This is a genomic window from Salinirubellus salinus (assembly GCF_025231485.1).
Taxonomy (GTDB): Archaea; Halobacteriota; Halobacteria; order Halobacteriales; family Haloarculaceae; genus Salinirubellus; species Salinirubellus salinus.
Genome location: NZ_CP104003.1, coordinates 1538006 through 1550782, shown reverse-complemented (window position 1 = coordinate 1550782; position 12777 = coordinate 1538006). Strand labels below are relative to the sequence as shown.

Sequence of the window (12777 nt, the reverse complement as noted above, 5' to 3'; positions counted from 1 at the left end):
CGGGTAATGAGCGACGTCGCCGGGTCCGCGTCCGACCCGTCCGAAGCACGCGGCAGCGTCCGCGTCGTCGGCACTGCACACGTCTCCGAGGCGAGCGCCCGCGAGGTGGAGGAGGTCATCGCCGAGGAGCGACCGGACGTGGTCGCGGTCGAACTCGACGAGGGTCGGTTCCGCCAGCTGAAGGGTGACACCCCAGACGACCTCGACGCCGCCGACCTGCTGAAGGGGAACACGGTCTTCCAGTTCATCGCCTACTGGATGCTCTCGTACGTCCAGTCGCGGATGGGCGAGCGCTTCGACGTGAAGCCCGGCGCGGACATGATGGCCGCCGTCGAGACGGCCGAGGAACACGGCATCGACGTGGCGCTCGTCGACCGCGACATCCAGGTCACCATCCAGCGGTTCTGGGCACGGCTGTCGGGGCTGGAGAAACTGAAGCTCGTGGGGGGCCTCGCCGTTGGGGCGGGCGACCCACTCGCCATCGGGCTCGGCGTCGGCGCGAGCGTCGGCCTCTTCCTCGGCATCCTGCTGGAGGCGTTCGCCGGGCCGCTGTTCGTCCCCGCGACGCTCGGGCCCGGAATCGTCGTGAGTCTCCTCGACGGCCTCGCCATCGTCGGCCTCGTCACCGCCGTCGTCGGTGGGCTGTTGGCGGCCGTGTTCACGCTCACCGCGCCGGACGAGGAGGAGTTGGACGAGTTCGACCTCGAGAACCTGACCGACACGGACGTGGTCACGGCGATGATGGAGGAGTTCCGCCGGTTCTCGCCAGGGGGCGCCGAGGCGCTCATCGACGAGCGTGACGCCTACCTCGCGCACAACATCCACGCGCTCCGCGAGGCCGGGAAGAACGTCGTCGCCGTCGTGGGCGCCGGCCACCGGGCGGGCATCGAGGCGTATCTCGAGCACCCCGAGACGCTCCCGCCGATGGAGTCCATCACGGGACGGCAGGAGTCGAGCCGGTTCTCGCCGTACAAACTGTTCGGCTACCTGTTCACGCTCGGCTTCCTCGTGTTCTTCGTCCTCGTGGCGATGGCCGGGGTGCAACAGGGGTTCCTGCTTCGCCTGCTCGGGCTGTGGTTCGTCGTGAACTTCGTGTTCTCGTTCGGCCTCGCGAAACTCGCGGGTGCCCACTGGACGAGCGCGGGCGTCGGCGGCGCCGTCGCGTGGCTCACGAGCGTCAACCCCCTGCTCGCGCCGGGGTGGTTCGCGGGCTACGTCGAACTGCGCTACGTCGACGTGAACGTCTCCGACATCGGGACGCTGAACGAACTGCTCGGCGACGAGACCATCCCCATCCCGGACCTCGTCCGGCGGATGCTCGAGGTGCCGCTGTTCAAACTCATCATGGTCGTCGCGTTGACGAACGTCGGGAGTTTCGTCGGGAGCATCCTGTTCGTCGCGCTCGTCGTGCCGGCGCTGTTCGCGGGGGCGGGCATCGACAGCGCCGCCGACGTGGCCGCGTTGATGCTCCGCGGGGCACAGAACAGCCTCGACCTCATCGCGGGGGCGCTGACGTGAACATCGACTTCTCCGGGCGCGAGCTGCGAGACTTCGGCCTCGCGTGGGTCGCCCTCGCCGTCGCGTTCACGTTCTTCATCGTCTCCACCGCGGGCGCGGGATACTCGCCGCTGTCGCTGCTACAGCGGGCCGGCGAGGGCCTCGTCGCGGAGGTGTTCGTCGCCTCGTTCCTCACCGTCGGCGTCGCGTTCCTGCTCCACGAACTCGCCCACAAGGTGGTCGCCATCCACTACGGGCAGGTCGCGGAGTTCCGTGCGGACTACACGATGCTGGCGCTCGCTGTGGGGGCGGGGCTCGCGGGTTTCCTCTTCGCCGCGCCCGGCGCCGTCTACCACCGCGGCTACCTGAACGAACGGGAGAACGCGTTCATCGCGCTGGCCGGCCCGCTGACGAACGTCGCGCTCGCCGTGGCGTTCTTCCCGCTGTTCCTGCTCGGTGGGTTCCTCGGCGAGGTGGGGCAACTCGGTGTGACCATCAACGCCGCGCTCGCGGCGTTCAACATGCTCCCGTTCGGCCCACTCGACGGCCGGAAGGTCCGGAACTGGTCGACCGTCGGGTTCGGCGCCGCGTTCCTCGTCTGTGCCGGCCTCGCCGTGATCGCCATCCTCTACGTGGGCTTCCCCTACTGAGTCGACCGTGCCGTCGCTCATCGTCCCTCGGCCGCCGACGCACCTCGACCGATTCCTGGGCGCAGTCGCCACGCTCTCGCTGGTCGCCGGCGCCGTCGCCGTCCTCCTCGACGCGCCGCTCGGCGTCCTCGTCGCGCTCGGCGGGTACGGCTTCGCGGTCCACACGGTGCTCTGGCTCTCGGTGGTGGGTCGTCGAGGCGTCGTGACCGACCGCTCGCGCTGGGTCGGCCCGCTCCTCGGCCTCGCGACGCTCCTCTCCGCGGGCGGGACCGTCGCGGTCGCCGCCGTCGAGTGGGGATACCTCCAGGGGTGGGGACAACGCCCGCTGGTGGTACTGGGCGTCGGCGTCCTCCTCGCGCTGTTCGTCCTCGCAGCCGAGACACTCCCGAGCCTCCCGGCGCGACTCGGCGACGCGAGCGAGACGGGCCGCCTCGTCCTCCTCACGCTCCACGTGGGGTACGCGACGCTCGCGGTCGGCGTCTACGCCACGGTCGCCGCGGCGCTCGGCCTCCCGGCACCCGTCAGCACGCGACCGGCGGTGGCACACCTGCTGCTCGGGGGTATCGCGGTGCCCTGTGCGGCCGGCCTCGTCGCGCTCGCCCCCAGCGCCTACGGCCGGTCGCTCCCGCGGCCGCTGGTGGCCGTCGCCCTCCCGGCGGCCGCGTTCGGCCCCCCGCTGGTCGCGCTCGGTCTCCCCGCGGGGGTGCTCGCCCGCGTCGGGGCGACCCTCGAAGCGGTGGCGCTCGGGGCGCTCCTCGTCGCACTCGTCTACACCGCTCTCACCGCGGCCGCCCGTCCGGCCGGGACCGGGAGCCTCGTCTTCGGCCTCCTGTTCGGCAGCGGGATGCTACTGCTCGGCGGCGCCTTCTCGCGGTTCACGCTCGTGGCCGACGTCGTCCCCGTCGAGTACCGACTGGCGGCGCTGGGGTTCCTCGGCCTGGCGCTCCTGTCCGGGACACGGTACGCCCTCCGGCGTGCCCTGCTACCGCTCGGGTCGGTCGTCACGCTCCTCGTCACCGTCGGGCTCCTCGTCGAACTCGCCGCAGGGCGACTCGGCCTCCCGTCGGAGGTCGGCCAGGGGGTCGTGCTCCTCGCGGTCGTGATCTACGCCGCCGACGTGGGACGGACCCTGACCGGCCGCGAGACCGTCGCGTAGCCACCCGCCGGGGGCGGTTCGGCTCGCACGCCACCGCCCACGCGGGTCGGCCACCCCCGTACTCCTATGAACCCCCGTACCGAGTGGCCGAGCATGTCCGCCGCGACGGTCTCCCGTGGTGCCAGACGCTTCCTGCTGGCCGGGCTCGGCTTCCTCGTCGCGTGGCAGGCCACGGCACTCGCCGGGGCACCACGTGGCGTCGGCGTGGTCCTCGGCCTCCACGGGTTCGTCCTGCACACGGTGGCCGGCAAGGCCTACTCGCTGGTGCCGTCGTACTTCGACCGGGAACTCGCGTTCCCGCGCGCACCGGCCGTGACGCTCCCGGCGACGGCGCTGGGCGTGGTCGGGATGGCGAGCGTGGAGTACGCACGACTGTCCGAACCCGTCGAACTGGTCGCCACGACGCTCTGGGCGCTGGGGTTCCTCGGTATCCTCGCGACGCTCGGCTGGACGGTACGGACGAACCTCACCGGGGCCGAGACGGGGACTGGCGAGCACAACGCCGACCGCCGGACGGTCGACCGGGTGGCGAACGCGTTCGTCGTCGTGGCGCTCGGCTACCTGCTGGCCGGGACGTACGTGACGGCCGCCGTCGAACTCGGCCTGCCGACGCCGGTGGTGTACGGCCCCGCGACGAGCCACCTGCTCGCGGTGGGGGGCGCGACGCTGTTGCTGTTCGCCGTCGGCTTCCGACTCCTCCCGCGGTTCCTCGCGGCCCGGCCGCCCCGTCCCCTCGTCGCCGTCGTCCTCCCCGCGGCGGCGGTGGGGCCGTGGCTCCTCGCCACCGGGCTGCCCGCCGGGACACGCCTCCAGTGGGGTGCCGTCGTCGAGTCGGTCGCGGTCCTCGGGTTCGCGCTGGCGCTGGCCGTGACCGTCCGCCGGAGCGACAAGCGACGCGTCGGGTTCGCCGGGTTCCTGAGTGGGGTCGGTCTCGGCGCCGTGGGTGTCGGTCTCGGCCTGGCGTTCGCCTACGTCGCGGCCACGTCGGGACTGGTCCGGGCGCACCTCCGCGTGAACCTGCTCGGGCTCCTCGGGCTCTCCATCCTCGGTGCGACGTACCAGTTCTACCCGCCCGCCGTCTCCAGCCGACGGTGGGTCGGCGACCGGACGGCGCTCGTGGCGATGGCGCTGGTCGCGGCCGGTCTCCTCGCGGAGGTGGTCGGTGCCGCCACGGGACCGGCCGTGGCCGTGACGGCCGGTCGGGTCGCGACGCTCGGCGGGGTGCTCCTCCACGCGGGCGTGGTGGTGTCGCTGTTCGCCGAGCGGTACTGGTGACTGTCCGCGGGGGGAGACCGACGACGGCGCTACGGCTAAATGCGGGCGTCGCCTACCGGTGGTCGTGTCGGCCGACCCACACCTCCAGCGCGCAGAGACCCTCGCCACGCTCCTCGACGACGCCGTCGAACTCCCGGTCGTCGGCCGTATCGGCATCGACCCGTTGCTCGGGGTGATTCCCGTCATCGGCGACAGTTTCACGGCCATCGTCGGGCTCGTCATCGTCTTCGAGGCGTTCCGGGCGGGCGTCCCGACGTGGTACCTCGTCCGGATGCTCCTCAACGTCGGTATCGGCTGGGCGATCGGCCTGATCCCACTCGTCGGCAACGTGCTCGACGTCTACTTCCGTGCGAACCGGCGGAACGTACGACTGTTCGAGCGAGCGCTGGACGGCTAAACCGTCGCACTTTTCGCGCCCCTCTGCCCGTCTCGGGGTATGACCGAGGACCACGCTGACGAGGCGAGCGAGGACGAGGAGGGGATGACCTACGCCGGCGCGGGTGTCGACATCGACGCGAGCGAGGCCGCCACCTCGGCGCTGGTCTCCGCCGTCGGCGAGTTCGAGGGCGACTTCGCCGGCCTGCTCGACATCGGCGACCGCTACCTCGCGCTCGCCGCCGACGGCGTCGGCACCAAGCTGCTGGTCGCCGAGGCGCTCGGCGACTACTCCACCATCGGCATCGACTGCATCGCGATGAACGTCAACGACCTCGTCGCGGGCGGCGTGACGCCCGTCGCGTTCGTCGACTACCTCGCGGTCGAGTCACCCGACGACGCCGTCGCCGAACAGGTCGGCGAGGGACTCCGTGAGGGGGCGGACCGCGCCGACATCGAACTCGTCGGCGGCGAGACGGCCGTGATGCCCGAGGTCGTGCGTGGACTCGACCTCGCGGGCACCTGCGCCGGCCTCGCAGAACCGGACGAGACGTTCGCGGGCGAGGCCGAGGTGGGTGATACGCTCGTCGGGTTCCCGTCGTCTGGTATCCACTCGAACGGCCTGACACTCGCCCGCAAGGCGGCGACGAAGGCCCACGAGTACACCGACCCGTACCCGTACGACGACTACGAGACGGTCGGCGAGGCGCTGCTGGAGCCGACGCGCATCTACACGGACCTCCTGCCGGCGCTCCACGCCGTGGAGACTCACGCCTGCGCGCACGTCACCGGCGGCGGGTGGACGAACCTCTCGCGGATGGGGCAGTTCCGCTACGACGTGACCGACCCGTTCGAGGCGCACTCCGTGTTCGAGTTCGTCGCCGGGGAAGGGAACGTCGCGGCCGAGGAGATGCACCGGACGTTCAACATGGGGACGGGGTTCGTCGCCGCGGTGGCGCCGGCGGATGCCGAAGAGCTGGTCGAGGCGACCGAAGACGGGCGCGTCGTCGGCACGGTCGAGGCCGGCGACGAGGTGGCGATCCGCGGGCTCTCGCTGTAGGACTGGCGAACAGGCGACACTCGCGGCTGGCACACGGCGGTGTGTCGCACTCGTCTCGGTCTCCCGGTCGGCCTCACGGCCACGCTCGCGCCGTGTGGCGCTGTCTATCGCACGGGCGGTCTGGCGCGGGATCCTACGTGAACCTCAGGACAGGTGCGAGGCCACGTCGGCCTCGGTGACGATGCCGATGACCTCGCCGTTCTGCTTGACGATGACGGCCTTGTTGTAGTTGAGGTAGTTGTTCACCTCGTCGAGCGTGGCGTCCGGGCTGACGGTGGTGATGGTCTCGTTCATCACCGCGCTGACCGGGAGCTCCTCGAGGTCGTGCTCCTCGCGGTGCTTGCGGATGTCGGAGTTCGAGACGATGCCGACCGGTGTGCCGCCGGCGTCCACGACCGGCAGTTGGGAGAACCCCTCCTCGCCCATCAGGTCGATGGCGGCGGCGACGGCGTCGTCCTCGCGCACGAAGGTGACGTCCTCGTGCATGATGTCGCCGGCCCGTTTGATCTCGCCCTCGGCCTCGTCCAGCGCCTCGACGATACGCCGGAGCGTCGAGAGTCGTGGGTCCACGTCGCCGCCCTCGATGCGCGCGATGAGCGGCTGGGAGACGTCCGCCATGTCCGCCAGTTCGCTCTGGGTCAACCCCAGGTCGTTCCGGCGCTCGCGAAGGTCCGCAGACGTCGGGAGCTTCATGCTCCGGCGATAACTCTGGGTAATTGAAAAAGGTACCGACCGGGGCCGGGTGCGCTACTCGTCGTCCTCGAGTTCGAACGTCTCCAGCACCTTCAGCGGGACGTTTCGGAGGGCCCCGCCGATCTCGCTCTTGGCGATGCGCTGGGCGTGTTCCTTCGAGTCGGCGTTGAACACCTTCATCTCGAGGACGAGGCCGACGAGAGCGGTGTCGGCCGCGATGTACCCCGAGTCGAAGTCCTCACCACAGTAGGGACACCGGGTGGCGCCGATGTCCACGTCCACGTACTCCAGGTCCTTCTCGTTCAGGCGCCGACCGGCGGAACTGACGGCGACGCCGATGGCGTCGTCGATGTTCTCGACGTCACGCACGAGCCACGCGGCCTCCATGCCGACGAGGTAGTTGCTCATACCGGTCGTGGGGCGGCCGCCCCCACGTGCCTTCCGATTCGTCCCCGTCGGGCCACTCCGCACGGAGCGTCCCCGCGGGCACGTCGGCGTACGCCACCACGAGTATTCCTGTAACTTACAGCGAAGCGTCCCGCCCCTCACGGGGAAGGACCGCCACCGTGGCCGGTCGACTCACCGCGGTTGGGGTCGCCACAAGTCCAGTTGAATCGCAAGCCGGCGGCGGGGTCGGCGGGGCGTGACACGTTATCACAGACGCGAAGCGGGGAGGAAAGCTTATACTGGGGTACGGACTCGCCCCGGTGAACGCAGATGGCAACCGCAGTCTACCGCGCAGGCGTCCTCGCCCTGTACCAGCTGAGCATCCTCCTCGGCATCGCGCTCCTCCCCGTCGCGCTGCTGGCGCGTCGGGTCGGGGTGTCGCTGCCGGTGGGCCGAGTCGTCCAGCGACTCGGCGCGGCGTACACGGCCGCCGGTCCGGTCGAGGACCGCTGAGCGGCCCGGACGGTCCTGCGGACTGCCCGGAAAGGTGGGTTTTATCAGCGCCTCGCGTGTACCGGCTGGTAATGCACGAGACAGATTTCTCCCTGCCACGGACCGGTCGTGACTTCGACTCGTCGCCCTACGAGCCGGAGCTCGGCACGCTCCCGGACGTCTCGGAGAAGGACCTCGAGAAGGTCAACTCCACCGGGACGACGACCATCGGCATCACCACCGCCGAGGGGGTCGTCATCGCCACGGACATGCGCGCCTCGCTGGGTGGCCGCTTCGTCTCCAACAAGAACGTCCAGAAGGTCGAGCAGATCCACCCGAACGCCGCGCTCACGCTCGTCGGCAGCGTCGGGGGCGCGCAGTCGTTCATCCGCTCGCTCCGTGCCGAGGCGAACCTCTACGAGGCGCGCCGCGGCGAGGACATCAGCATCGGCGCGCTGGCGACGCTCGCGGGTAACTTCGCTCGCGGCGGCCCGTTCTTCGCCATCAACCCCATCCTCGGCGGCGTCGACGACGAGGGTCACCACGTCTACTCCATCGACCCCGCCGGGGGTGTGATGGAGGACGACTACACCATCACCGGCTCCGGGCTGACCGTGGCGTACGGTACCCTCGAGCGGCTCTACGAGGACGACATGTCCAACGAGGAGGCCAAGCGGGTCGCCGCGGCCGGTATCAAGGCCGCCGTCGAGCGTGATACCGGCTCCGGTAACGGCGTATTCCTCGCCGAGGTGACGAGCGAGGGCGTCGGCATCCAGGGCCACAAGGATTTCGACGAGGTCCTCTGACCGGGCGACTCCTCCCGTTCTCACCGCCCCGTAGCCGATGGTCTCGCTCTCCTCGCGCACCCTGACGGCGCTCGTCGGTCTCGCCCTGAGCCTCGTCGTCAGCGTCGCCGCGTGGTACTACTTCGATACGTTCCTGCTGTTCCTGTTCCTCCCGCTGGTCCCCTTCCTGTTCCGGGGTCGCGGGGAACCGGAGTCGCGGCCCGAGCGCCGAACCTGTCCGGTCTGCGGGTTCGAGACGCGCGACCCGTCGTTCGCGTACTGTCCCCGCGACGGGACGGAACTGGAGTCCCCGCCGGGGTAGTCAGTCGTCGGCGGGGTCGGTCCCCGCGGGGTCGTGATTGTCGGGTCGGTTCTCGGTGTCCACCGGCGGGTCGTCAGTGGGCGGGTCGGCCGGCGACTCGACCGGCGGTTCGTTCGCGAGCGCGCCGGGGTCGACGGCGACGGGGACGATGCGTTCGCCGGCGAGCAGTTCCGGCAGCACCAGTTTCGCGAAGTGGGTGATGGCGACCAGCGCCATCGGGCCGAGGAACAGGCCGTACCAACCGAACAGGATGGGTCCGAAGATGTACGCGAACATGATGAGGCCGACGTGGAGGCCTCCCTCGCCGTTCAGCGAGAGGTGGACGAACGGGGGCGTGCGGTCGACGCGGGCGGAGGGACTCCCGCCGGAGATGAGCGGCCGGATGATGAGGTCCGGGATGGTGTCGACGACGACGAACGACAGGAGCACGAACGCGACGACGGGCCACCAGATGGGGTCGGCCGAGAGGTACTGGACACCCGCGAGGTAGCCGGCAACGGGGACGTAGACCAGTTTCATCCCGACGACGGGGACGAGCGACGCGGCGCCGGCCAGCAGCCCGAACAGCGTCGGGTAGGGGATGGCCGCGGCCGGCGGTGTGAACGAGACGAGGACGTTGTACGCGAACGCGCCCAGCACGGCCGTGAACAGCGCGTTGGCGATGTTGCCCGAGAACACGCGGTGGAGGTCGCGGTCGACGGCGGTCAGGTACGCGTTGAGCACGCCGTCGGCGTCGGCGAACCGTCGCTCGAACCAGCGGCGGAGGCGCGCGCCGTCCTTCAGGAGGTAGTACGCGAGCGCGAAGACGATGAACGCGTGGAGCAGGCCGTTGCCGACCAGCCCCAGCGAGGAGAGCACGGTGTCGAGGAGGGGCTGGAGCGAGTCGGCGACGTTCGGGTCGTTCAGGATGCTCGTGGGGTCGTCGACGACGCCGGCGACGTCGAGGTACGGTTGCAGGGCCGTCTCGAGTGCCCCCAGATCGGCCGTCCGGGAGAGCCGGTCGAACTCCTGGAGGGCGATCGCGATGGCGTAGCCGAGCAGGAGCAACACCGGGAGCGCCAGCACGAATATCGACAGCGTCGCGGCCACCGCCCGGTTGCCGATGCGTCTGCACAGCCGCTTGTACACTGGACGGCTGGCGTAGTAGAGGAAGACGCCGAACACGATGGTGCCAACGAACGAGTAGACGACGAACCCGATAGTGAGGGCGACGGCCATGCCGACGAGCACCCACGCGTACCGGGACCGCTCCCACTCGAGGTCCATAGTGCGCGGTTCGTCGGCACCGCAATAAGTAGGGGGGCCGGTGGTGGAGGGAGCGGAACCTACTTTGCTATATTCGGCAATATATGTCACATGTCGTACGCCGGCCTGGACACGCAGGTGGTTCGCCTCGTGCTCGCCGGAGCGCTCGGGCTCTTCCTCGGTCTCGAACGGGAGTGGTCCGAGAAGGACGCCGGCGTCCGCACGCTGTCGCTGGTGGCCCTGCTGGGCGCGGCGTTCGAGACGCTGGACCGGCCGGGGTTGCTGGTGGTCGGCGGCCTCCTCACCGTGGCGATGGGCGTGGCGCTCACCGTGCGGGGTCTCCTCGCCGAGGAGCGGGGCCTCTCGCTGACCACCGCCGCAACCCTGCTCGTCGCCTACGCGGTGGGCGTCCTCGTCGGGGCCGGCCTGCTGCTCGAGGGGGTGACCGTCGCCGTCGGGTCGGCGCTCGTCCTCGTCCTGAAGCGGGAACTCCACGGCCTCGCCGACGCCCTCTCGCGCGAGGAGGTCCGGGCGGCGAGCGAGTTCGCCGTCCTCGCGTTCGTGGGCTACCCGCTGTTGCCGGCCGGCGAGACGACACTCCGCGTCGCGGGTGAGACGGTGGCCGTCGAGCCACGGGCCGTCTGGGCCATCGTCGTGTTCGTCGCCGCCATCGGCATCGTGAACTACGCCGTCGTCCAGAACTACGGCTCGCGCGGCATCGCCGTGACGGGGTTCTTCGGAGGGCTGGCCTCCTCGACGGCCGTGGTGGGGTCGATGCTGGAGCACGTCAGGCGGCGGCCGGCCGCGACCGACTACGCACTGGCGGCGGTGTTGCTGGCGAACGCCGCGATGGCGCTGCGCAACCTCGGCATCGTCCTCGCGTTCACGCTCTCGGCCGGTCCGCTGTTCGGGGTGGCCCTGCCGCTCGGCGTCGTCGTCGCCGGGAGCGTCGCCGTCGCGGCGCTGGTCGCCGACCGCTCGGAGTCGGTGGCGCTGGAACTCGAGTCGCCGTTCACCCTCCGCTATGCGCTGGGTTTCGGGGGGCTGTTCCTCGGGGTGGTGGTCGCCGGCGGACTGGCACAGGCCACCTTCGGTACCGCGGGGCTGCTGGCGACGGCGGCGCTCACCGGCCTCGTCTCCTCGGCCGGTGCCACGACCTCGGCGGTCCTGCTCTACCGCGCCGGTACCGTCGACGCGGGGGCGGCCGTCCTCGCCGTGTTGCTCGCCACCGGTGCCTCCATCGGCGTCAAGGTGGGACTCACGATGCTCGCGCCTGAACGCGCGTTCGGCCTCCGGGTGGCCGGGTGGAGCGCCGCGTTGCTCACCGTCGCCGGGGCCGTCACGGCCGTGGCACTGCTCTGACCGGCAATTATCGACGGGACACCACCGATTCTTAAGGCACCCACCGGCCTACGGCGGGCCATGGACCGTGCTACAGCGACCGTCTCAGTCGACTCGTTCCCCGGCCCGAAGGCCGAACAGCGGGTCGAGTACCACCACCGGTTCGCCGCGCCCTCCACCTACGTCTACGAGTTCGTCTGGGACACGCTGGCCGACGCCGCCGGCCCCTTCGTCACCGACGTGGACAGCAACGTCCTCCTCGATTTCACCTCCCACGTCGGTGCGGCCCCGCTCGGCTACAACAATCCGAAGATCCTCGACCGGATGGCCGAGTTCGACCTGGTGGACCCGCTCAAGATCGCGGGTCAGGACTTCTACCTCTCGGCTGGTGACCCGACCGAACCGGCCTACCCCGGTCCCGCGGAGTTGATGGACCTCCTGACCGAGACCACCGAGCGCTACGGGCTCGACACGGTCTTCCTCTCGAACTCCGGCGCCGAGGCCGTCGAGAACGCGATGAAGGTGTGTTACGACGCGTCGCACGGCAAGTACGGCGTCACGTTCGAGGGGGCGTTCCACGGCCGGACGCTCGGGGCACTCTCGCTCAACCGCTCGAAGGAGGTGTACCGTCGGCGGTTCCCAGAGATCCACGGGATCCACGAGGTGCCGTACTGCGACGACCGGGCGTGTACCCGGGCGACCTGTTCGTGTGGCTTCTTCCCGAACGCCGAGACCCCGTCACAGCTCCGGCGGATGCTCGACCCAGAGTCGGGGTACGTCGACCCGGCCGACGTGGCCTACCTCATACTCGAACCCGTGCAGGGCGAGGGAGGCTACCGCTTCCCGAGCGACGCGTTCGTCGAGGAACTCGCGGCGCTACGCGAGGAACACGGCTTCCTCGTCATCGCCGACGAGATCCAGTCCGGGATGGGCCGCACGGGCGAGTTCTGGGCCGTCGACGACTACCCGCTCGACCCGGACGTCGTCTGCGCGGCGAAGGGGCTCCGGGTGGGCGCGACCGTCGCCAGTTCCGAGACCTTCCCCACCGAGACGTCCCGGCTCTCCTCGACGTGGGGGGCCGGCGACATCGCCGACGCGATGCAGGGTGCACTCACCATCGAGGCCATCCACGACCACGACCTGCTGGCGAACGCCACCGCGATGGGCGACCTGTTCCTCGAACTGCTCGGTGAGCGCGAGCTCCCCAACGTCCTCGACGCCCGTGGCAAGGGGCTGATGCTCGCCGTCGAGTTCGACAGCAAGCAGCGCCGCGACGACGTGGTCGACGCCGCCGTCCAGCGTGGCCTGCTCACGCTCGGCTGTGGGACCCGGACGCTCCGGGTCTTGCCGCCGCTCGACGTGACCGAACGCGAGATAACGATGGGAGTCGACCTCCTCGCGGCCGCCATCGAGGACGCCGCCTGAGCGGACGCCGGACCACTCGCACCGGCGGGCCGATTCCGGCAGCAACTATAGATACTGTACCGAGGTACCAGTGG

The 12777-nt window shown here is 70.3% G+C and carries 14 protein-coding genes; 11 read left to right on the top strand and 3 right to left on the bottom strand.

The features are described from left to right. Positions 1-6: 6 nt before the first annotated feature. The 6 genes from N0B31_RS08600 to purM all read left to right on the top strand — a co-directional run bounded on the left by N0B31_RS08600 (position 7) and on the right by purM (position 6013). A complete protein-coding gene (locus N0B31_RS08600) occupies positions 7-1518 on the top strand; it encodes a TraB/GumN family protein (protein WP_260643456.1) in 1512 nt (503 codons plus the stop codon). Beyond that, positions 1515-2147: a zinc metalloprotease gene (locus tag N0B31_RS08595; protein ID WP_368389220.1), complete on the top strand. Its 633-nt coding sequence runs from the start codon at positions 1515-1517 to the stop codon at positions 2145-2147. The genes N0B31_RS08600 and N0B31_RS08595 overlap by 4 nt, the downstream gene beginning before the upstream one ends. Positions 2148-2154: 7 nt before the next feature. Beyond that, positions 2155-3303, top strand: coding sequence for a hypothetical protein (locus tag N0B31_RS08590; RefSeq protein ID WP_260643455.1), 1149 nt, complete (start codon positions 2155-2157; stop codon positions 3301-3303). A 93-nt stretch (positions 3304-3396) separates the two neighbouring features. Continuing rightward, entirely contained in the window at positions 3397-4578 is a 1182-nt protein-coding gene (locus N0B31_RS08585; RefSeq protein WP_260643454.1) for a hypothetical protein, read from the top strand. A gap of 64 nt (positions 4579-4642) precedes the next feature. Further along, positions 4643-4975: a DUF4112 domain-containing protein gene (locus N0B31_RS08580; RefSeq protein WP_260643453.1), complete on the top strand. Its 333-nt coding sequence runs from the start codon at positions 4643-4645 to the stop codon at positions 4973-4975. Between the two features lie 39 nt (positions 4976-5014). Beyond that, positions 5015-6013: a phosphoribosylformylglycinamidine cyclo-ligase gene (gene purM, locus N0B31_RS08575; RefSeq protein WP_260643452.1), complete on the top strand. Its 999-nt coding sequence runs from the start codon at positions 5015-5017 to the stop codon at positions 6011-6013. A gap of 144 nt (positions 6014-6157) precedes the next feature. Here the strand turns inward: purM and N0B31_RS08570 are convergent, their stop codons facing one another. Continuing rightward, positions 6158-6706 carry a CBS domain-containing protein gene (locus N0B31_RS08570; protein ID WP_260643451.1) on the bottom strand — a complete coding sequence of 183 codons (549 nt, stop codon included), beginning with the start codon at positions 6704-6706 and terminating at the stop codon, positions 6158-6160. A 54-nt stretch (positions 6707-6760) separates the two neighbouring features. Beyond that, on the bottom strand, positions 6761-7114 hold the full coding sequence (locus N0B31_RS08565; RefSeq protein ID WP_260643450.1) for a DUF555 domain-containing protein: 354 nt from the start codon (positions 7112-7114) through the stop codon (positions 6761-6763). A 309-nt stretch (positions 7115-7423) separates the two neighbouring features. On the opposite strand from N0B31_RS08565, the gene N0B31_RS08560 reads away from it, so the two are divergent. The 3 genes from N0B31_RS08560 to N0B31_RS08550 all read left to right on the top strand — a co-directional run bounded on the left by N0B31_RS08560 (position 7424) and on the right by N0B31_RS08550 (position 8692). After that, entirely contained in the window at positions 7424-7606 is a 183-nt protein-coding gene (locus N0B31_RS08560; RefSeq protein ID WP_260643449.1) for a hypothetical protein, read from the top strand. Between the two features lie 71 nt (positions 7607-7677). Further along, positions 7678-8391 carry an archaeal proteasome endopeptidase complex subunit beta gene (psmB, locus tag N0B31_RS08555; RefSeq protein ID WP_260643448.1) on the top strand — a complete coding sequence of 238 codons (714 nt, stop codon included), beginning with the start codon at positions 7678-7680 and terminating at the stop codon, positions 8389-8391. A gap of 37 nt (positions 8392-8428) precedes the next feature. Beyond that, positions 8429-8692, top strand: a complete 264-nt coding sequence (locus N0B31_RS08550; RefSeq protein WP_260643447.1) for a hypothetical protein — start codon at positions 8429-8431, stop codon at positions 8690-8692. Here the strand turns inward: N0B31_RS08550 and N0B31_RS08545 are convergent, their stop codons facing one another. After that, complete coding sequence (locus N0B31_RS08545; RefSeq protein ID WP_260643446.1) at positions 8693-9958, bottom strand: AI-2E family transporter; 1266 nt, start codon at positions 9956-9958, stop codon at positions 8693-8695. A 90-nt stretch (positions 9959-10048) separates the two neighbouring features. On the opposite strand from N0B31_RS08545, the gene N0B31_RS08540 reads away from it, so the two are divergent. Continuing rightward, entirely contained in the window at positions 10049-11299 is a 1251-nt protein-coding gene (locus tag N0B31_RS08540) for an MgtC/SapB family protein (protein WP_260643445.1), read from the top strand. A gap of 60 nt (positions 11300-11359) precedes the next feature. Next, the gene (locus tag N0B31_RS08535) at positions 11360-12703 is read left to right on the top strand and encodes a class-III pyridoxal-phosphate-dependent aminotransferase (RefSeq protein WP_260643444.1); all 1344 of its coding nucleotides are present in this window, start codon (positions 11360-11362) and stop codon (positions 12701-12703) included. Positions 12704-12777: the final 74 nt, after the last annotated feature.

What these genes read in the sequence shown, in the direction of transcription:
- N0B31_RS08600 (WP_260643456.1), top strand. Translation starts at nt 7, where the DNA reads ATGAGCGACGTCGCCGGGTCCGCGTCCGACCCGTCCGAAGCACGCGGC.
- N0B31_RS08585 (WP_260643454.1), top strand. Translation starts at nt 3,397, where the DNA reads ATGTCCGCCGCGACGGTCTCCCGTGGTGCCAGACGCTTCCTGCTGGCC.
- purM (WP_260643452.1), top strand. Translation starts at nt 5,015, where the DNA reads ATGACCGAGGACCACGCTGACGAGGCGAGCGAGGACGAGGAGGGGATG.
- N0B31_RS08570 (WP_260643451.1), bottom strand. Translation starts at nt 6,706, where the DNA reads ATGAAGCTCCCGACGTCTGCGGACCTTCGCGAGCGCCGGAACGACCTG.
- N0B31_RS08565 (WP_260643450.1), bottom strand. Translation starts at nt 7,114, where the DNA reads ATGAGCAACTACCTCGTCGGCATGGAGGCCGCGTGGCTCGTGCGTGAC.
- N0B31_RS08560 (WP_260643449.1), top strand. Translation starts at nt 7,424, where the DNA reads ATGGCAACCGCAGTCTACCGCGCAGGCGTCCTCGCCCTGTACCAGCTG.
- psmB (WP_260643448.1), top strand. Translation starts at nt 7,678, where the DNA reads ATGCACGAGACAGATTTCTCCCTGCCACGGACCGGTCGTGACTTCGAC.
- N0B31_RS08550 (WP_260643447.1), top strand. Translation starts at nt 8,429, where the DNA reads ATGGTCTCGCTCTCCTCGCGCACCCTGACGGCGCTCGTCGGTCTCGCC.
- N0B31_RS08545 (WP_260643446.1), bottom strand. Translation starts at nt 9,958, where the DNA reads ATGGACCTCGAGTGGGAGCGGTCCCGGTACGCGTGGGTGCTCGTCGGC.
- N0B31_RS08540 (WP_260643445.1), top strand. Translation starts at nt 10,049, where the DNA reads ATGTCGTACGCCGGCCTGGACACGCAGGTGGTTCGCCTCGTGCTCGCC.
- N0B31_RS08535 (WP_260643444.1), top strand. Translation starts at nt 11,360, where the DNA reads ATGGACCGTGCTACAGCGACCGTCTCAGTCGACTCGTTCCCCGGCCCG.